We start from the raw sequence: 18601 nt of genomic DNA on the forward strand, positions 1-18601 counted from the left end.
TCCTTGCAAGCACCCTACGCTCAATGCTTGCGAGCCGCCTGCGTTTCAGCAGCGCGCAGTTGTGCCGACAGCTTGTCCAGCACACCGTTCACGTACTTGTAGCCGTCCGCGCCGCCAAACGTCTTGGCGAGTTCGACCGCTTCGTTAATGACCACGCGATAGGGGATATCGACGTGATTCTTCAACTCGAACGCGGCGACCAGTAGCACGGCGCGTTCGACCGGCGAAAGCTGGTCGATCGGGCGGTCGAGGCACGGTGCGATGTCCGCGGAGAGCGCTTCCGAATCGCGGATCACGCCGTGCAGGATGGCGTCCAGATGTTCGTGGTCGGCCTTGTCGAAACCTTGCGCGCCGCGCAGCTGCGCGTCGATTTCACCGCCGGGCGAGCCCGACAGCAGCCACTGGTAAAGCCCCTGCGTGGCCAGTTCGCGGGAGCGTCGGCGTGCGCTCTTCATGCCTCTTCCTCTTCTTCGTCTTCTTCCTCGTCGTCACCGCCGAGTTGTTCGAGCGCGACGGCGAGGTTCGCCATTTCGACGGCCACGCGTGCTGCGTCACGACCCTTCTCGGTCATACGCGCGACGGCTTGCTCGTCGTTTTCCGTGGTCAGCACGGCGTTCGCGACCGGAATGCCGAAATCGAGGCCGATACGCGTGATGCCCGCGCCGCTTTCGTTCGACACCAGTTCGAAGTGGTACGTCTCGCCGCGAATCACCGCGCCCAGCGCGATCAGTGCGTCGAATTGCGCGCTTTCGGCGAGCTTTTGCAGCGCCAGCGGGATTTCCAGCGCGCCCGGCACGGTAACCAGCAGCACGTCTTCGCCGGTCACACCGAGGCGTTCGAGTTCTTCGATGCACGAATCCGCGAGACCGTTGCAGACGGGTTCGTTAAAACGCGCCTGGACGATGCCGATACGCAGTCCGTCGCCGTCGAGATTCGGTTGGTATTGTCCGATTTCCATGTGAATTCCGTAGTGTTTTGAGTTGGCGCTTAAGCGCGTGAATGGTCGGATCAGCCTTGTTGCGGAGCCTGTGCGGTGCTGCCCGGCATGGGGACGAAGCCGGTGACTTCGAGGCCGTAGCCCGACATGCTGCCCAGCTTACGGGGGTTCGACAGCACCTGCATCTTGCCGACACCAAGCTCACGCAGGATCTGCGCGCCGATGCCGTACGTCTTGAAGTCGACCGGCCGGCGTTTGAGCGCCTCGGCTTTCTCTTTCGAGTCGAACGCCTTGAATACGTCGACCAGATGATCCTTCGAATCCCCGCAGTTCAGCAGCACGATCACGCCGAGGTCGCGCTGGGCGATCTCTTTCATGGCCGCGTCCAGCGTCCATGAGTGCGTTGACTTGCCGACTTCGAGCAGATCCAGCATCGACAGCGGCTCGTGCACGCGCACCGGCGTGTCGTGCTCCGGGTTCGGCGTGCCGCGCACCAGCGCGATATGCGGCTGGCCGCTCGGCTGGTCGAGATACATCACCGCGCGAAACGCGCCGTGCGCGGTTTGCATGGTGCGTTCGCAAATGCGCTCGACGATCGATTCGGTCAGGCTGCGGTAGTGGATCAGATCCGCGATGGTGCCGATTTTCAGATCGTGCTCTTTGGCGAATTCCATCAGGTCTGGCAGGCGCGCCATCGTGCCGTCGTCCTTGATGACTTCGCAGATCACCGCGGCCGGCGTGAGACCTGCCAGCGCGGTGAAGTCGCAGCCGGCCTCGGTGTGGCCGGCGCGCACCAGGACGCCGCCGGGCTGCGCCATGATCGGGAACACGTGGCCTGGCTGCACGATGTGGTCGGCCTTGGCGTCCGCCGCGACCGCCGTGGCGATGGTGCGGGCGCGGTCGGCCGCCGAAATGCCCGTGGTCACGCCTTCGGCTGCTTCGATGCTGACGGTGAAGGCCGTGCCGTACTGCGTGCCGTTGCGATAGGTCATGAGCGGCAGGTTCAGCAGCTTGCAGCGTTCCTGCGTGAGCGTCAGACAAATCAGGCCGCGGCCGTAGCGGGCCATGAAGTTGATCGCTTCCGGCGTGACGAATTCGGCGGCGATCACGAGATCGCCCTCGTTTTCGCGGTCTTCTTCGTCGACGAGGATCACCATCCGGCCTGCTTTCAGTTCGGCGATGATCTCTTGAGTGGAGGCGAGCGTCATGTTGGCGGAGTTTTTCGAAGAAAGCGCGTATTTTACGCCACGCGCGCGCCCGCGTCGCCTGCGCCGGATGGCATAGGCCGTTTGGCCGGGCAGTTGGCTTGTCTGGTGGAGGTTTGACAGGGTGACGTTGCTATAATTCGTCGCGCCCGCGAGGGCCGCTTCCAGACAACAATTTCCCCCGCTAAACGTTCGAGACAGATCATGCCGCACTATCGCTCACGCACATCGACTCATGGCCGCAACATGGCCGGCGCCCGCGCCTTGTGGCGCGCTACCGGAATGAAAGACGACGATTTCGGCAAGCCGATTATCGCGGTGGTGAACTCGTTCACCCAGTTCGTGCCGGGCCATGTGCATTTGCGCGATCTGGGCGCGCTGGTTGCGAAGGAAATCGAAGCGGCGGGAGGTGTGGCCAAGGAATTCAACACCATCGCGGTGGACGACGGCATCGCCATGGGCCACGGCGGCATGCTCTATTCGCTGCCTTCGCGCGAGCTGATCGCCGACTCGGTGGAATACATGGTCAACGCGCACTGCGCCGACGCCATGGTCTGCATTTCCAATTGCGACAAGATCACCCCGGGCATGCTGATGGCCGCCATGCGCCTGAACATCCCCGTCGTGTTCGTTTCCGGCGGTCCAATGGAAGCGGGCAAGGTCAAATCGCCGACGGACGGCCAGGTGATCGCCAAGATCGACCTGATCGACGCGATGATCAAGGCGGGCGACTCCAGGGTCAGCGACGCCGAAGTGGCGGAGATCGAGCGCAGCGCCTGCCCGACGTGCGGTTCCTGCTCGGGCATGTTCACCGCGAACTCGATGAACTGCCTGACCGAGGCGATCGGCCTGGCGTTGCCCGGCAACGGCACGATCGTCGCCACGCACGCATGGCGCAAGGGCCTGTTCGAACAGGCTGGCCGTCTCGTGGTGGACCTGTGCCGCCGCTACTATCAGGAAGAAGACGCGTCGGTCCTGCCGCGCAGCATCGCCAGCAAGCAGGCGTTCGAGAACGCTATGGCGCTCGACGTCGCCATGGGCGGTTCGACCAATACCGTGCTGCACCTGCTGGCAGCGGCGCAGGAAGGCGGTGTCGATTTCACGATGTCCGACATCGATCGCATCTCGCGCAAGGTGCCGTGCCTGTGCAAAGTGGCACCCGCCACCGACAAATTCCATATCGAAGACGTGCATCGTGCCGGCGGCATTCCCGGCATTCTCGGCGAACTGGCCCGCGCGGAGCTGCTGGATCTGTCTTGCGGCAACGTGCATAGCGGCACGCTGGGCAATGCGATCGCCAAGTGGGACGTCGCCGGCAGCGCGGGTGAAGAAGCGCAGAAATTCTTCCGCGCGGCCCCTGGCGGCATTCCGACTACCGTTGCGTTCAGCCAGGAAGCCACGTACACGTCGCTGGATACCGACCGCAAGACCGGCTGCATCCGCAGCAAGCAGGACGCGTATTCGAAAGACGGCGGCCTCGCCGTGCTCTACGGCAACCTCGCGGAGAAGGGCTGCATCGTCAAGACCGCGGGTGTCGACGAATCACAATGGATCTTCTCCGGGCGCGCGCGCGTTTTCGAGAGCCAGGACGACGCCGTCGAAGCCATTCTGGGCGACAAGGTCGTAGCGGGCGACGTGGTCGTGATCCGTTACGAAGGCCCCAAGGGCGGCCCCGGCATGCAGGAAATGCTTTACCCCACGTCGTATCTGAAATCCAAGGGCCTGGGTAAGACCTGCGCGCTGTTTACCGATGGCCGCTTCTCCGGCGGTTCGTCAGGGCTGGTGATCGGGCATGCGTCGCCGGAAGCAGCCGAAGGCGGCACGATCGGTCTGGTGGAAGAGGGCGATGTGATCGAGATCGACATTCCTAACCGCAAGATGCACCTGGTGGTGTCGGACGAGGAACTGGTACGCCGTCGCGCAGCCATGGAGGCACGCGGCGACAAGGCCTGGATGCCGGTGAATCGTGAACGCGTGGTGTCGCAAGCCTTGCAGGCCTACGCGGCGCTGGCGACCTCCGCCGACCGCGGCGCCGTGCGAGACCTCTCGCAATTGAAGCGCAAGTGAGATGGAACTGAAGCGTATCCGACCGGCTCGTTGAAGCACGAGCCGTGAAGACGGGCGGCGTCCGCAACGGACGCCGCCCGCGTTTTTCAACCGCTCGAACCTACTGCGCCAGCGCTGACAGCAACTGATTCTTAACGATCGCTGTCGCCAGCGGCTGCCGGCCAAACTCGTACCAGCCGATATGCCGGCGCCACGTGGTGCCGGGAATCGGTTTTACATACAAGAGTGGGTCATCGTCCCACGCGGCATGCCGCAGGCGCGGCACAATCGATATCCCAACGTTTTGCCGCACCAGATCGGCAATCGCAGCAATCGAGTTCATTTCAAGCACGAGGTTGACCTCCACGCGCAAGCGGCGCAGCAGGCTGGTGACATGTGCGCCGGTGAGCGATGTCGCTTCGAAGCCAATGAACGGGAAGCGCTTGAGCAGCGAGGTCACCGGCGCGTCGGCCGGCGCAATCGCCGGATTGGCCAGCAGCACCAGGGGTTCGTCGTACAGACGCTCCCACAACTCGGGCAACGTGGTCGCCCTCGGCTCACTGATGATCACCGCCGCGTCGATCTCTCCGGCACGCACCTGACGTTCCAGGTCCGGGGTGCTGCCATGCGTGAGGCGCACATTCAGGCCAGGGTAAGACACCTTCAAGCGGATCACGTTTGCCGCCAGAAAGCCCATTGAGGAAACGGTCGAGCCTATCGTGATCGAACCCTCGAAGCTGCGCTCGTCGGCCACGCCGCGCAGCAGCGAGTCGTAGGCGGCGACTACCATGCGCGCCTGCTCGATGATCGAGCGGCCGGCATCATTTAACTGGATGCTGCGTCCGCTGCGGTCGAACAACTGCCGCTGGCACACACGTTCCAGCGTGCGCATCTGCGCGCCGACGGCGGCGTGCGTGAGCGCCATGCGATCGGCTGCTGCGGCCATTGTTCCGTGTTTCTCGATCGCCAGAAACGTCCGGAGCATACGAATTTCACTCATGCAAAACCTCCTGAAAGGCGGCCGGGAAGGGCGCAAACGACGCGTTTTCCCGGTGCCGCCGTGCGTTGCATGATCGCATAATACGAAAAAAAATCTTTCCTTTGCGACAAGAAAATAACGCTTTTTATTTTATTTCTCTCGCCCGAGAATCGGTTCATCAAGTTGAGCCGATGCCAGCAGCGCTGACGCGTAGCGGACCGGGCGTGGTGCCCGTAGTTAGCCTCTTCGCGACCTTCGACGCGTTCGACTGACTCGGTGCTTTCCAGGGTGAGGAGTCCCACACGATGTCGCAAATCCAGCAATTTCCTTTTGTCAGTGTGTCCGGCAAACCGTATGACCGCGGCGTGCAATACGGCCGCGCGGTGGCCGCGCGCGTGCATTTGAGCGCTTCCCGATATGGGCAGACGCTGCGCAATATCGGCTACAGCGAAGCGTCGCAGATGGCGCTGATCCGTTCGCTCGAACAGGCCATCGGCGAGTTTCAGCCGGCGTATCTGGAAGAAATGCGGGGCATCGCCGCCGGTGCCGAGGTGTCTTACGAGGACATCGTGATGATCAACGCCCGTACCGAGGTGCTGGCGAAGGCGCGTGTGGAAAAGACAATGCCGGCTGACGCCGAGGACGAAGACGGCTGCACGGGCGTGCTGGTGCTGCCTTCGCGTTCGGCGACTGGGCAACTGATCCACGCGCAGAACTGGGACTGGAAGGCCGATTGTGTCGATACCGGCATCGTCTTGCGTGTGCGCAACGACGACGGCCCCGACTTCCTGACGTTCGTCGAGGCAGGCGGCCTTGCGCGCAGCGGGCTGAATGCCGCCGGCGTGTCGATCACGGCGAACTATCTCGAGTCTGACCGCGACTTTACCCAGCTCGGCGTGCCGCTTTCGCTGCTGCGCCGACGCGTGCTTGAAGAACCGGTGTTCGCCAACGCGCTGCGCGTGATCGCCACAACGCCGAAATCATGCTCGAACAACATCATGCTCGGCATGGCCGAAGGCTTCGGCATCGATTTCGAGTGTGCGCCGAACGAGGCTTTCCCGATCTATCCGGGCGACGATCAGTTGATCGTGCACGCGAACCACTGGATGAGTCCGATCGCCCGCACGAAGCTCCTCGACACGGGCTGCGAGAACTCTCCGGACAGCTATTACCGCGACTGGCGCGTGCGTCAATTGCTGAACGCGGCACCCAAGGTGGATCGCAACGCAGTCAAGGCTGCCTTGTTCGATAACTTCGGCACGCCGCACTCGGTATGCCGTCCGCCACGCATGGGCACGCGGCACACGATGACGGCGACGGTTGCGATGATCCTCATGCATCCGGGCAACGCCGAGATGGATGTCGCGCCACTGCCCGCACTTAATCGGATCTTTACCCGTTACAGCCTGGACCACGAGCCGCTGTACGAAGCGACGTGAACGACCGTTGCCCGCGCGTGCGCCTTGCATCCCGCTTGAGGCGCCCACGACATGTTTGAGTCTGTGTTGGAGGAATGACAGATGCTTGATATTGCCCAGAAGCCGTCCAGCCCCGGTCACGAGAAAGCGAAGGCGCTGTACGACCTGGACTCGACCACGGTCTATGCCAGCCGGCACGATCCCCGCTTTCCCTACGCGTTGTATGTGCCGCACGAAATACTGACGCCTGATAACGATGTCGAGTTGGTCGTCGTAATGCATGGCACGGGACGGCAATTCACCCAATACCGCGATGCGTTCGCTCCGTTTGGCCGCTGGAATCGCTGCATCGTGCTATGCCCGCTCTTTCCGGTGGGTGTGCGCGGCGATGGCGAGCGCAACGGCTTCAAGCGTCTCATTGAAGGCGATATCCGTTACGACAAGGTGCTGCTGGACATGGTGAGCGAAGTCGGCGAGCGCTACGGCAAGCGTTTCGACAAATTCGCGCTGTTCGGCTACTCAGGTGGTGGACAGTACGTCAACCGCTTTGCCTACGTTCATCCCGAGCGCCTGTGGGCCGCGTGCATCGGCGCGCCGGGTAACGTCACCGTGCTCGATCAATCGAAAGACTGGTGGCTGGGAGTCGGCGGCTTCGAGCGGCACTTCGGCAAGCCGTTCGACGTCGCTGCGTTGCAGCGCGTTCCGGTGCAGATGGTGGTTGGCCGGGCCGATCTTGAAACCTGGGAAATCACGGTGCCCGAGGACAGCCCGATGTATTTGCCCGGCATCAACGACGCCGGGGCGACGCGGCCGGAGCGGCTCAGGACCCTCAAGGCATCATTCGAAGCGGCCGACATCCAGGTGCGCTTTGACGAGCTGGACAATATCGCGCACAACGGCATGCAGGTCGTCGAGGTGGTTCAGGACTTTTTTGCGCGGATACTGCGCGAGATGCGCGTCGGAGAATAAAAACATGTATACCGACAGCGAGGAGACAAAGATCCGGAAAGTCATCTTTTCGACTGTGCTTGGCGGCACGTTCGAATGGTTCGACTTCATGGTGTACGGCTACTTTTCGGGCATGATCGCGCGGGCGTTTTTTGGCGGCGCCGGTCGCGATGAATCAATGCTGCTGACATTCGCGACGTTTGCCGTCGGGTTTCTCGTGAGACCGATTGGTGGCGTCGTGATGGGCATGTATGCGGACCGTGCAGGGCGCGTCAAGGCGCTGTCGTGGATCATGGTCGCGATGTCGGTGGGTTCGCTGTTGCTGGCTCTGACGCCGGGCTCCGCGACACTGGGAATCGCCGCGCCGATATTGGTGGTGATCGGCCGCCTCGTGCAAGGATTCGCGGTCGGTGCGCAGTTTGCGCTGTCGTCGGTGACGATTTACGAGGTGGCGCCGCCGGGCAAGAAGATGTTCTACGGCAGTTTCAACATGCTGTCGTTGGGCATCGCGGCGATGCTGTCCTCGGGGTGCAGCTATCTGCTGTCGAGGCATCTGTCGCATGCCGAGATGGCGGAATGGGGATGGCGCGTGCCGTTCCTGATCGGCGCACTGGTCGGGCCGCTCGGCTTTTACATCCGGCATCATGTCGCGGAGTCGGAAGAGTTTCACCGGATGCAGGCACGTCCGGCAGCGCGGGCGCCCTTGGGCCAGCGCATGCGCGAATTCACCCGCGAGAATGGCGACGCGCTCGTCTGCGCCATGGGCGTGATGATTGCCGGTACTTCGCTGAACTACGTATGGAACGCGTATTTGCCAAACTACGCGCAGTACCAGTTGCATCTGTCCTTGAGCTCTTCGCTGCAAGCGGTGTTCGTCACGAGCATCATGGCGTGCGTGCTCTCGCCGGTATTCGGCAAGCTGGCGGACCGTATCGGCGCCTATCGGCTGTTCTGTTTCTTTATTGCCGGCTGGCTGACGTGTGTGTTTCCGCTGTTCTGGTATTTGCTGGACTCACCGACAGAAACGAGACTGATGGTGGTGCAGCTGATTGGCATGCTGTTCGTGACGCTGCAAGGGGCCGCGCATCCGGGGATGCTGGTGCAGATCTTCACGGTGCAGGGGCGTTCGACCGGTGTGGCGATCGCATATAACACCGCGGTGATGCTGTTTGGCGGGCTGGCGCCTTTGTATATTTCGGTGGTGTCGCGGTTCACGGACGCCCGTTTCATCCCGCCGAGCTATCTGTTCGGCACCAGCGTGTTGGCGATCTCGCTCGTGCTGGCGACGCGCACGGGGCGCCGGGTGTTGCGGGACGACCGCATTCAGCGGCGAAGCAGTGCGGCGTTGGCAGCGAATGGTTCAGGGTCGAGCGAAGCGGGCCGAACCTGAACTGGCAAGCGTGAAACACTTCTTCGTCAAAGCAGGCGCGGTTTTCAAGTAGTGGTCAGTCCATCATGACTCAGCGCTGCAGGCAAAGGCTGCGGCTCACAGGCGACCCGAAACTCGACGGTGAGTCGTATAGCTTCGGGAGACTGCAGGATGCGGAAATGACCGCACCCATTGACGGACACTATCTGCGCATCTTCTACCAGGCAGGCGTAGCTTGCGCCGTGCTCAAACGGGACGACCCTATCCATCGGGTCGTGAATCACAAGCGTGCGCGCCAGTATGCTGGGGGCAATCCGCTTGACGTTGAGCGCGGTGCTTCGCCGGATCACCCCATTAATTGCGCGGTGCGCTGCTATTTTTGGGTTTCAGATGAGTCTAGCGGCATTGAAGAGTTGCTGTTCGAGCGCGGATGATAGTCAGTTACCTTCGCGTGGTGTCTGCCGTAGCGGCGCTCCAACCATCTTTCAGTTGAATTGGCCGAGAACTCTTGCATTTGACGCGTTCAGGTTGCGTGGTTATGTCCACGATCGCGCCTATAACATGATCTGGCGGGCGCTATGGCGGTCAGTCTCAAACGCAATCGACGCCGTACTATCCTCGCTCTTGCATAATTCGTCATGCCGACGATCTTCGGCAGCTGAGATTATTCGGGGGGCGGATGTCGCGCGAATAAACTTCGCAACCTTTGTTGTGACTCTGAGGAGATGGATCCGTTTTCATGCATTTTGATTTAATATTACATTATTCATACGTAACTGTCGGCATGTAATATTGGTGCACCCCGAAATGGTGAAGTTATAAAGAGACCGGCTTCTAAAAAAAGATATGGCGTCAAAAAAAGTTAGATGATAAATTCGCCTGAAGGCATCGGCAGAACCTTCTTGAGAGAACTATAAATTTAGGAAGGATGGGGTATTCAACAAATTTCTTTGCTTCCAAAGTTTTGGGCTGGAGGATCACTTGTCGCTTAAGTGGGACGATCTATGCCTTTGCGAATAGGAATTCGTTGTTTGGCGGCTGGGGACGTGCGTTCGTTAACGGGGCTACTGACGGGGCGACAATATTGAGTTTGGGGCCCGGATTACTCTCATTCCGACGGAAACGTTTTTTGCGAGAGGTGCATCTATTGCGCGCCGACTCCCCAGTTTCAGGTTGAAAAGGGGCTTGTTAGGTAATCGTGATGACGTTTGGTGCAGAGCGCTATGAGACCTTTAATTAACAAGATGCAATAAAGCGGATTGGGTAGCGAAGCGGGTATTGGGAGGTTGAGGTGGCGTCGGGGCGTTTGCATATTTTAAATAATTTCTAGACGACTGGTTTCGAGATCTTCGAAATGCAAATTAGGTGGTTTCGGTCAGATTGGTTCGAGAGGGGCAAAACACAGGGAGGGATTTAACCTTGTGTATCTATCCTCGAGGGCGTCCGCCGGAAACCTGAGCGATGTTCTCCAGGCTCAGTCGTTTCAAATTGATTCGAAATTTGGTCCCGTAGCCTGTCCGGAGATCGGCAAATCCGGTACCGATTGTGTCTTCGGTGATGAAACGTTGCCATTGATATTTCAGGTGTCGCCAGACGATCTCGATCATGTTGAGTTCGGGGTTGTGGGCAGCCAGGTGGAACAGGAGTGCTCTATCATCGATCAGCCAATATTCTCGAGTCGCTTCGCCGGTAGCCTGATGGGTGCTGGCATTGTCCAGGACGATCGCGGGCGGCTACCCCTCTCCGGGGGCGAGCAGGTTGTCAATAAATCGCGTCACGTCCGGACCTTTGACGGTGTCGATATCGGTCGTGGATCAGTGTGTTCTTTCCGAAGTCGAACGCACCGAGCACGCTGCGTCGACACTGTGGATTCGGTTCGATCTCTTGAGGCAAGCCTCGCGGTGACCCGTTCCGTTGAACAGCGGGCGATCCGCAGAAGCCGGCGCTGGCGGGCCGTTCCTCATCAGCAGGAGCACCGATGCGCGCGTGCGGATGTCGCGATGGCGATGATTCATACCCAGTTGTTCCAAGGTCAGCTTTTCCACTCCGGTCAGCGTTAACTGGCATTTCGGCGTTACGCAGCTCCTGACAGCGTTGGGTACTTAACGCTCGATTTTCAAAGTCGATTACACAAAGAATTTATGTTTACTTCAAAATATCGCATATGAAAATTAATTTCAATGAAATTATGGCGAAAATCGTTTTGATTTTTCTGCTTGGTGTGGCGATAAATTTTATTTTAGGAAGGATTGAAATCCTGGACGGATCAATATGGAAAAGTGTTGTGGTGGGTGTATTATCCGTTGTTTTGGCTGAGGTTTTTTTTGACTATGCTAATAGAAAAGGAAATAACCAATGAATCATTCTATTGAAATCAGCAATCACTATCTTCGGGAGTTGACTGACCACGAAATTTTATTCGTGTCCGGAGGAATGGAGCAAGAAGGCCAGCCAAACCAAGATGCTGGTGCTGTAAGCGGTATAGTCTATGCAATTTTAACCAATGCAGTATATGGTGGAGTTGGCTCAGCGGTTACCGCAGGCTATTTGGGTGGTAATTGGGGTGCTGCTGGTATCGCGGGGATGCTTGGTGGGGCCGTAGTTGGTGGTCTCAAGCGCGTTACTGGCGGCAAATAAAGATAAATAGCAAATATTCCCCAGCACTGCTGGGGAATATTTGCTCTGCGGATACTTTAAGGGGGCGAACTAATCAACAAATTGTCTAAGTGTTCACGCAAAGTCGATTTGAAATTTCGGGCCGTATCCACGAATTAATATGGCAGTTTTTCGATTTATAAGTGACCGTGAAAAACTCGCTTGATTTCGATGCTTGAGCAGATGCCCTTCTAATCGGAATCGACTGCCCACCGGAAGTAAAAACAGCTAACCATACAGACTTATAAAAGCACTAATGCCTCAGCGACCGACACTCTTCCGTAGCGAGGCGCAAAACGCGCAAGGCTCCCGGGTAGTTGGCGAGATTCTCCTGATCCGCCCGCTGTCCTTTAAGTTTCTCACGGCAATTGAAGCGTGTATGGCAGCCTGCATCATTTTGCTTTTCGTCTTCGGTAGCTATACGCGCCGAACATCAGTTGAAGGCGTAATCACGCCTGATGGCGGTCTTGTCAAGGTATACGCGCAACAGGCTGGCGTCGTGTTGAAACTGAATGCGGCCGAAGGACAGTCTGTTAATGCCGGAGAGTCGCTGTACACGATCTCGACCGACTTACAAAGCACGGCGGGAGATACACAGGCCGCGCTTATTCAGGAAGCACGACAGCGCAAAGAGTCACTGCTACAGGAAATCGATAAGACTCACGTCTTGCAGGCCGACGAGCGCGAAACCTTGCAGGACAAAATCACCAGTCTGCGCGCCGAACTCTCGCGCGTTGAGAGTCAACTGGTTTCGCAGCGTACCCGCACCTCCATTGCAGCAGATGCGGCTAGCCGTTATGAGAACCTGCTTGCTAAAGACTACATTTCGAAGGACCAGGCCCAGCAGCATCAGGCCGACCTGCTTGACCAGCAGTCAAAGCTTGAGAGTCTGGAGCGCGACCGCACAGGCATGATGCAGTCGCTGCATGAGGCAAACAGCAGTCTTGCGGAATCGTCTCTTCAGCATCAGAACCAGATTGCACAGATTCAACGGGAAGTGATCGCCGTTGACCAGACTGTGATCGAGAGCGAGGCAAAGCGCGAGTTTGTCATTTCCGCCCCCGAGGCTGGTACCGTCACTGCTGTGATCGCACAACCCGGGCAGACAGTGGACATTGCACAACCACTCGTGAGCATCGTGCCTGAAGGCACGCACTGGCGGGCTTATCTGTTTGTGCCGAGTGCCGCTATCGGTTTTGTACGTGTCGGCGATCCCGTTTTGCTTCGCTATCAGGCATTTCCGTATCAGAAGTTTGGACAATACCAGGCAAGCGTAGTCTCCATCGCGCGCACCGCGCTGTCTGCAGCCGAACTCGCGACAAGTGGTATCCAGAGTGCGAGTGACCGCACGTATTACCGGATCACCGTTGCGCTGAAATCACAGACCGTTACGGCTTACGGCAAGCCGCAAGCGCTGGAGGCTGGCATGACACTCCAGGCGGATATCTTGCAGGAACGCCGCCGCCTTTACGAATGGGTGCTTGAGCCACTTTACAGTATGACCGGCAAACTCTAACCCGACTTCAACTCATGTCCCTTCTGGATCGTCTTTCCTTCGGCATTGGTAGCAAGTTGCCGATCATCCTGCAAACCGAGGCTGCGGAATGTGGGCTAGCCTGTCTCGCGATGATCGCGGGTTACTACGGCCATCACGTCGATATCGCAACACTGCGTGGCCAGTTCTCGCTGTCGCTCAAGGGCGCATCCCTCAACCGCGTTATCGAAATTTCGAGGCGTCTTGAACTCGGCACCCGTCCGCTCAAGCTGGGGCTGAGCAGCCTGAACCAGTTGCGTCTGCCGTGCATCCTGCACTGGAACTTCAGTCATTTTGTCGTGCTTCGGGAAGTAAATAGCCGCGGTGTAACGATTCACGATCCGGCGCGGGGTGAATGCAAGTTGACGTTCGAGGAAGTGTCGCGCTCGTTTACCGGCGTCGCTCTTGAGCTGTGGCCCACCGGCAGTTTCAAACCTCGTGATGCGGACCCAGCCGTCAGGCTGAGAACATTGATTGGGCCGGTCGCAGGGTTATATCGCTCGCTCGGGCAAGTCCTGGTGTTAGCCCTGGCGCTGGAGGTGTTCTCGCTAGTGTCACCGTTTTTTCTGCAATGGGTGATCGATGATGTGATCGTCGCCGCGGACCGCGATCTGTTGACGTTACTGGCACTGGGTTTTGGCCTTTTGCTGCTGATGCAGCAGGCTACGAGCGCCGTTCGGGCCTGGGCCTTGATTTACTTCGGCACAACGTTAAACGTGCAATGGCGTGCGAACATGTTTACTCACCTCCTGAGCCTGCCGGTTCAATATTTTGAGCGGCGGCACCTCGGCGACGTCGTTTCGCGTTTCAGCTCAATCGATACAATCCAGCAGACCCTTACCACCTCGTTTCTGACGGCGATCATTGATGGTGTGATGACGATAATCACACTCGCCATGATGTTCGTCTACAGTCCCATTCTCGGCATGGTCGCGCTTGGGACAATGCTTCTCTATGGTCTGTTGAGGTGGGCCTTGTATTCGCCGTTACGTCAGGCTAGTGGCAAACAGATCGTGCATACGGCGAAGCAACAGACCAATTTTCTGGAGACGGTTCGCGGGGTCAAGACGATCAAACTGTTTAACCGTCAGGGCGAGCGGCGGGCGGGATGGCTAACACTCCTGGTTGAACAGATCAATGCAGGCCTGCGTGTGCAAAAGCTGCAACTGGTCTTCCAGCAATTGAACGGACTGCTGTTCGGAATTGAGGGCATCTGCATCGTCTGGCTAGGCGCAAGGCTTGTACTCGACGGTCGTTTCACTGTTGGCGCGCTCATGGCATTCAACGCATACAAGATGCAGTTTGACGGTCGCGTGAGCAGCCTTATCGACAGGTTTTTCGAGGTCAAGATGTTGCAACTCCAGGGCGAGCGCCTGGCGGATATTGCCTTCGCACAACCTGAACCCGATACGGTCATGCGTCATGTGCCGGGAGAAGGGGATAACCTTGTGCCAAGCATTGAGGCCGATAATCTGACGTTCCAGTACGCCGAAGGCGAGCCGCAGGTTCTAAACGGCGTCTCGTTTCGCATCGAACCAGGCGAATCAGTCGCCGTCGTCGGGCCGTCAGGATGCGGCAAGACTACGCTTGTCAATGTGCTGCTCGGCATTCTCAGACCGACTGCCGGTACGGTGCGCATAGGTGGTATTGATGTTGACCGCCTTGGCATCGAGCGGCTGCGCTCGCTCGTTGGTACGGTCTTGCAGGACGACGTTCTGTTCGCCGGATCGATTGCCGACAATATCTGTTTTTTCGATCCGCAGGCTGATTCCCAATGGATCGCCGAATGCGCACGGCTCGCCGCAATCCACTCGGATATCGTCGCGATGCCGATGGGCTACAACACGCTAGTCGGAGACATGGGTACGGTCCTGTCGGGTGGGCAAAAGCAACGCGTGTTGCTTGCGCGGGCGCTCTACAAACGTCCCAGGATTCTCGTGCTGGACGAGGCAACGAGTCACCTGGACGTCCAGCGTGAACAGCAGGTCAATGCTGCGGTGAGCGCGCTTCAGATGACTCGCCTGATCGTCGCACACCGCCCCGAAACAATCGCGTCCGCGTCACGGGTCATTGTCCTTGACGCGGGCAAGGTGGCCTACGATCGACGGACGTCAGCACCTGCATCAACGACACCCGGCGCGGACGTCGCAGTGTCTGGTCGGTGAGGTCCATGTCGCATCGCCTCCTTCTCGCCGCGGGCATGGTGGTCCTGTGTCTCGCGCGGACCGCGAGCGCCCAGTGGCTAGACATTTACGGGACGAAGCAGACCATATCAGGTTCTCCGGCTGGGCCTCTCCTGATGAACGAATCATGTCTGCCCGAAGCGGCGGATCGTGCGCTGGGTCTGCAAGACGTGCTGCTGCAAGCGATCTGCGCGAACCCGCGAACGAGGCAGGCATGGGCGAACGTACGTGCTCAGGCGGCAGCTGTTGGGGTGAGTGAGGCCGCCTACCTGCCAACGCTCGATGCGACGGCGGGCATCGAGCGTGACACACTGGCGACAACCTACAACGCAAGTGCCCTCGGTGCGGGTTCGATTGCTTCATCGCAAAATTCGTCGAGCCGCTATGGAATGTTGAACTTCGGCTGGGTACTGTTCGATTTTGGAAAGCGCAGTGCTGATTTGCGTCAGGCGCGGGCTCTGCTGGCCGCCGCAAACGCGGCACAGGACGATACGCTCCAGGCCATCTTTTTTATGGCTGCTCAAGCCTACTACGACCTTAGTGATGCACAGGCATCACTCGAAGCCGCGCGCGCGACGGAGAGCACGGCACACGACAGTCTCGCCGATACAACCGCAAAGCACGGTGGCGGCGTTGGCGCCATGAGCGACCAGTTGCAGGCTGAAACGACCTACCGGCGCGCGGTGCTCGACCGTGTGAGCGCTGAAGGTAACGTGTCAGCCGCCACTGGAACGCTTGCGACCGCGATGGGACTCGACGCGAATACGCCTATAAGGATCAGTTCGACGGAGCCGGCGGTCGACAATGCGGCATTTGCGCAAAACGTGGATCAACTGATTGACGAAGCGAAGACACTGCAGCCTAAACTGTTTGCTGCGCGCGCCCGATTGGAAGCCGCACGCGCGAACGTCGATTCAGTGCGAGCGGGGGGCCGGCCCATTATTTCGCTTGTGGGTAACCTCACCGCAAATAATCCGTCGTATCAGCAGCAACCCGAACAGCTTCCCGTTACAGGTAGCAGGGGGAGCACGATTGGTATCCAGTTGACGATTCCTCTCTTTGAAGGCTTCGCATCGGGCTATCGGGTCGAACAGGCAGAGCAGCAGGCCGATGCCGAAGAGGCGAACCTGCAAAACACGGAACTACAGGTGTCGCTTGACGTATGGAAGAGTTACGAAAGTTTGCTGACAAACACGGAGAACCTTGGAATCTCTCAGGATTTGCTTACCGCTGCCGAGCGCTCGCTCGAAATTGCACGTGGGCGCTACAGGGAGGGCGTCGGTACATTCACGGAACTGCTGAATGCTCAGGTGGCGCTGACCGATGCGCGCAAGCAGCGCGTGCTTGCCGTCTCGAAGTGGCGGACCTCCCGGCTAAGACTGGCTTTAAGCCTCGGGAACCTTGGGTTCTGGTCTCCTTAGGGACAGTACACGGCCGATTCTTGGAAAGTCAATTTATTTCAACGGCTTATGGCCGTCCTGAGACGTGCTGAGCATCCGCTCCACATACCGCGCAATCAGATCGATTTCCAGATTGACCGGCGACCCCTCGCGCAAATTCCTGAGCGACGTCACCTGCACGGTGTGCGGGATCAGATTGATCGAGAATTCGCAGCCGTCGTCGCGATCATTAACCGAATTGACCGTCAGGCTTACGCCGTTAACCGTGATCGAGCCTTTGAAAGCCAGATAGCGGCCGATCTCGCGCGGCGCCAGCACGCGCAGTTCGTGCGATTCGCCGACCGGCGCGAAACGCGTGACCGTGCCGAGGCCGTCCACGTGGCCGGAGACAATATGGCCGCCGAGCCGGTCGTGCGCGCGCAGTGCTTTCTCGAGATTGACTTCGCCCGGCTCGCCCAGACCGACCGTGCAGTTCAGGCTTTCGCGCGACACGTCCACTTCGAACGAATGCGCGGCCTTTTCCACGACCGTCATGCAGGCACCCTGGATCGTGATGCTGTCGCCGAGCTGGACGTCTTCGAGATCGAGGCCGCCGGCTTCGACGTTCAGGCGCACGCCCGCATCGCCATCGGTGCCGAGGGGTTTGACTGATTCGATGCGGCCGACTGCCGCGACGATTCCTGTAAACATCGTGCTAATCCTTGATCAATTCGAAGTGGGTTGGGGGGCGGAATCGGTCCCGGCTTCAGGTGCCGGTTGCGGCTCGGCGCGGGGCACAAAGCGCGCGAGAATCCGCAGATCGTCGCCGATCCGGTCGACTGCATGGAAATTCAGTTGCATGCGGCCTTCGAGCGTTTCCGGCGCGTTCAGATTGAACATGCTCATCGAGTCTACGCCGAGCAGGCTTGGCGCGAGATAGACCAGCAGTTCGTCGACGCAGCCTTCGCGCAGCAGCGAGCCGTTCAGCTTGTAGCCCGCCTCGACGTGCAGTTCGTTCACGTTACGCTCGCCGAGCACTTTCAGCACAGCGGGCAGGTCGACCTTGCCCGCTGGGTTCGCCAGTTGCACGATCTCCGCGCCGCGATCACGCAGTGCGCTCGCTCGCTCGGTATGACGCTCATCGAGATTGCCGCAGAAAATCAGCGTGGGTGCGCCGGCCAGGATCTGCGCTTCAGGCGGCACGTCGAGCTGGCTGTCGATCAGCACGCGTTGTGGCTGGCGAGGCGTGTGGACGGCACGCACGGTCATGCGCGGATCGTCTTCCCTGACGGTGCCGATGCCCGTCAGGATCGCCGATGCGCGGGCGCGCCAAGCGTGACCATCGGCGCGTGCCGCTTCGCCGGTAATCCATTGACTCACGCCCGACGGCAAGCCGGTGCGGCCGTCCAGCGAAGCCGCCACTTTCATGCGGACCCACGGGCGGCCGCGCGTCATGCGCGACACGAAGCCGATGTTCAGTTCGTGCGCTTCGTTGGCGAGCAGCCCGCAACGCACTTCAATGCCGGCGTCGCGCAGCATCGCGAGGCCACGCCCGGAGACTTGCGGATTCGGGTCTTCCATCGCCGCGACCACGCGCTCGACCTGTGCTTCGATCAGCGCATGCGCGCACGGCGGCGTGCGGCCGAAATGGCTGCACGGCTCGAGCGTCACGTAAGCCGTGGCGCCGCGCAGATCATGGCCGCGCGAACGCGCGTCCTTCAACGCGCGCACTTCGGCATGATCCTGGCCGGCCGGTTGCGTGAAGCCTTCGCCGATCACCTCGCCGTTCTTGACAAGCACACAACCGACGCGCGGATTCGGATCAGTCGTATACATGCCGCGCTTGGCCAGCGCGAGCGCGCGTTCCATATGGACGAAGTCGGTTTGCGAAAACATCGGTATCCGGTCGGGTGCGGTGGCTAGGCAGTATTGAGTCTGGGTTTCGGCG

17 protein-coding genes are annotated in these 18601 nt (G+C 59.4%); 11 read left to right on the forward strand and 6 right to left on the reverse strand.

Annotation, left to right across the window (positions count from 1 at the left end; genetic code table 11):
• Positions 1-20 precede the first annotated feature (20 nt).
• From nusB to ribBA, 3 genes are read right to left on the reverse strand one after another with little or no spacing between them, the layout of a single operon-like run.
• Positions 21-455 (reverse strand): transcription antitermination factor NusB, encoded by a 435-nt coding sequence (nusB, locus tag GNZ12_RS12280; RefSeq protein ID WP_054037337.1) that lies wholly within the window; start codon positions 453-455, stop codon positions 21-23.
• Entirely contained in the window at positions 452-958 is a 507-nt protein-coding gene (gene ribH / locus GNZ12_RS12285) for a 6,7-dimethyl-8-ribityllumazine synthase (RefSeq protein WP_006050161.1), read from the reverse strand. The genes nusB and ribH overlap by 4 nt, the downstream gene beginning before the upstream one ends.
• A 50-nt stretch (positions 959-1008) precedes the next feature.
• A complete protein-coding gene (ribBA, locus tag GNZ12_RS12290) occupies positions 1009-2145 on the reverse strand; it encodes a bifunctional 3,4-dihydroxy-2-butanone-4-phosphate synthase/GTP cyclohydrolase II (RefSeq protein ID WP_172310590.1) in 1137 nt (378 codons plus the stop codon).
• 201 nt (positions 2146-2346) lie between these two features.
• Between ribBA and ilvD the strand changes: the two genes are divergently transcribed.
• Positions 2347-4209, forward strand: a complete 1863-nt coding sequence (gene ilvD, locus GNZ12_RS12295; RefSeq protein WP_172310591.1) for a dihydroxy-acid dehydratase — start codon at positions 2347-2349, stop codon at positions 4207-4209.
• Between the two features lie 100 nt (positions 4210-4309).
• On the opposite strand, the gene GNZ12_RS12300 is transcribed toward ilvD, so the two are convergent.
• Positions 4310-5188 carry a LysR family transcriptional regulator gene (locus GNZ12_RS12300; protein WP_235993704.1) on the reverse strand — a complete coding sequence of 293 codons (879 nt, stop codon included), beginning with the start codon at positions 5186-5188 and terminating at the stop codon, positions 4310-4312.
• A gap of 284 nt (positions 5189-5472) precedes the next feature.
• On the opposite strand from GNZ12_RS12300, the gene GNZ12_RS12305 reads away from it, so the two are divergent.
• The 10 genes from GNZ12_RS12305 (at position 5473) to GNZ12_RS12355 (ending at position 16695) form a co-directional block, all read left to right on the forward strand.
• The gene (locus GNZ12_RS12305; RefSeq protein ID WP_172310592.1) at positions 5473-6606 is read left to right on the forward strand and encodes a C45 family autoproteolytic acyltransferase/hydolase; all 1134 of its coding nucleotides are present in this window, start codon (positions 5473-5475) and stop codon (positions 6604-6606) included.
• A gap of 81 nt (positions 6607-6687) precedes the next feature.
• Positions 6688-7554 carry an alpha/beta hydrolase gene (locus tag GNZ12_RS12310; RefSeq protein ID WP_407947694.1) on the forward strand — a complete coding sequence of 289 codons (867 nt, stop codon included), beginning with the start codon at positions 6688-6690 and terminating at the stop codon, positions 7552-7554.
• Positions 7555-7558: 4 nt separating this feature from the next.
• Complete coding sequence (locus GNZ12_RS12315; RefSeq protein ID WP_172310593.1) at positions 7559-8923, forward strand: MFS transporter; 1365 nt, start codon at positions 7559-7561, stop codon at positions 8921-8923.
• A gap of 158 nt (positions 8924-9081) precedes the next feature.
• A complete protein-coding gene (locus GNZ12_RS12320) occupies positions 9082-9336 on the forward strand; it encodes a hypothetical protein (RefSeq protein ID WP_172310594.1) in 255 nt (84 codons plus the stop codon).
• 987 nt (positions 9337-10323) lie between these two features.
• Positions 10324-10962 (forward strand): hypothetical protein, encoded by a 639-nt coding sequence (locus GNZ12_RS45760; protein ID WP_235993705.1) that lies wholly within the window; start codon positions 10324-10326, stop codon positions 10960-10962.
• A gap of 104 nt (positions 10963-11066) precedes the next feature.
• On the forward strand, positions 11067-11261 hold the full coding sequence (locus tag GNZ12_RS12335) for a hypothetical protein (RefSeq protein WP_172310596.1): 195 nt from the start codon (positions 11067-11069) through the stop codon (positions 11259-11261).
• A complete protein-coding gene (locus GNZ12_RS12340; protein ID WP_172310597.1) occupies positions 11258-11539 on the forward strand; it encodes a hypothetical protein in 282 nt (93 codons plus the stop codon). Before GNZ12_RS12335 ends, GNZ12_RS12340 begins: the two co-directional genes overlap by 4 nt.
• Before the next feature lie 274 nt (positions 11540-11813).
• On the forward strand, positions 11814-13073 hold the full coding sequence (locus tag GNZ12_RS12345; protein WP_172310598.1) for an HlyD family secretion protein: 1260 nt from the start codon (positions 11814-11816) through the stop codon (positions 13071-13073).
• 14 nt (positions 13074-13087) lie between these two features.
• The gene (locus tag GNZ12_RS12350; RefSeq protein ID WP_172310599.1) at positions 13088-15256 is read left to right on the forward strand and encodes a peptidase domain-containing ABC transporter; all 2169 of its coding nucleotides are present in this window, start codon (positions 13088-13090) and stop codon (positions 15254-15256) included.
• Between the two features lie 5 nt (positions 15257-15261).
• On the forward strand, positions 15262-16695 hold the full coding sequence (locus GNZ12_RS12355; RefSeq protein WP_172310600.1) for a TolC family protein: 1434 nt from the start codon (positions 15262-15264) through the stop codon (positions 16693-16695).
• 33 nt (positions 16696-16728) lie between these two features.
• On the opposite strand, the gene GNZ12_RS12360 is transcribed toward GNZ12_RS12355, so the two are convergent.
• Complete coding sequence (locus GNZ12_RS12360) at positions 16729-17364, reverse strand: riboflavin synthase (RefSeq protein WP_172310601.1); 636 nt, start codon at positions 17362-17364, stop codon at positions 16729-16731.
• A 15-nt stretch (positions 17365-17379) separates the two neighbouring features.
• Positions 17380-18549 (reverse strand): bifunctional diaminohydroxyphosphoribosylaminopyrimidine deaminase/5-amino-6-(5-phosphoribosylamino)uracil reductase RibD, encoded by a 1170-nt coding sequence (gene ribD / locus GNZ12_RS12365; protein ID WP_172310602.1) that lies wholly within the window; start codon positions 18547-18549, stop codon positions 17380-17382.
• Positions 18550-18601 lie beyond the last annotated feature (52 nt).

It is taken from the genome of Paraburkholderia solitsugae (assembly GCF_013177695.1).
In the GTDB taxonomy this organism is placed as follows: domain Bacteria; phylum Pseudomonadota; class Gammaproteobacteria; order Burkholderiales; family Burkholderiaceae; genus Paraburkholderia; species Paraburkholderia solitsugae.

Coding starts and splice junctions, on each gene's coding strand:
- nusB (WP_054037337.1), bottom strand. CDS start 455: ATGAAGAGCGCACGCCGACGCTCCCGCGAACTGGCCACGCAGGGGCTT.
- ribH (WP_006050161.1), bottom strand. CDS start 958: ATGGAAATCGGACAATACCAACCGAATCTCGACGGCGACGGACTGCGT.
- ribBA (WP_172310590.1), bottom strand. CDS start 2,145: ATGACGCTCGCCTCCACTCAAGAGATCATCGCCGAACTGAAAGCAGGC.
- ilvD (WP_172310591.1), top strand. CDS start 2,347: ATGCCGCACTATCGCTCACGCACATCGACTCATGGCCGCAACATGGCC.
- GNZ12_RS12300 (WP_235993704.1), bottom strand. CDS start 5,188: ATGAGTGAAATTCGTATGCTCCGGACGTTTCTGGCGATCGAGAAACAC.
- GNZ12_RS12305 (WP_172310592.1), top strand. CDS start 5,473: ATGTCGCAAATCCAGCAATTTCCTTTTGTCAGTGTGTCCGGCAAACCG.
- GNZ12_RS12310 (WP_407947694.1), top strand. CDS start 6,688: ATGCTTGATATTGCCCAGAAGCCGTCCAGCCCCGGTCACGAGAAAGCG.
- GNZ12_RS12315 (WP_172310593.1), top strand. CDS start 7,559: ATGTATACCGACAGCGAGGAGACAAAGATCCGGAAAGTCATCTTTTCG.
- GNZ12_RS12320 (WP_172310594.1), top strand. CDS start 9,082: ATGACCGCACCCATTGACGGACACTATCTGCGCATCTTCTACCAGGCA.
- GNZ12_RS12335 (WP_172310596.1), top strand. CDS start 11,067: ATGAAAATTAATTTCAATGAAATTATGGCGAAAATCGTTTTGATTTTT.
- GNZ12_RS12340 (WP_172310597.1), top strand. CDS start 11,258: ATGAATCATTCTATTGAAATCAGCAATCACTATCTTCGGGAGTTGACT.
- GNZ12_RS12345 (WP_172310598.1), top strand. CDS start 11,814: ATGCCTCAGCGACCGACACTCTTCCGTAGCGAGGCGCAAAACGCGCAA.
- GNZ12_RS12350 (WP_172310599.1), top strand. CDS start 13,088: ATGTCCCTTCTGGATCGTCTTTCCTTCGGCATTGGTAGCAAGTTGCCG.
- GNZ12_RS12355 (WP_172310600.1), top strand. CDS start 15,262: ATGTCGCATCGCCTCCTTCTCGCCGCGGGCATGGTGGTCCTGTGTCTC.
- GNZ12_RS12360 (WP_172310601.1), bottom strand. CDS start 17,364: ATGTTTACAGGAATCGTCGCGGCAGTCGGCCGCATCGAATCAGTCAAA.
- ribD (WP_172310602.1), bottom strand. CDS start 18,549: ATGTTTTCGCAAACCGACTTCGTCCATATGGAACGCGCGCTCGCGCTG.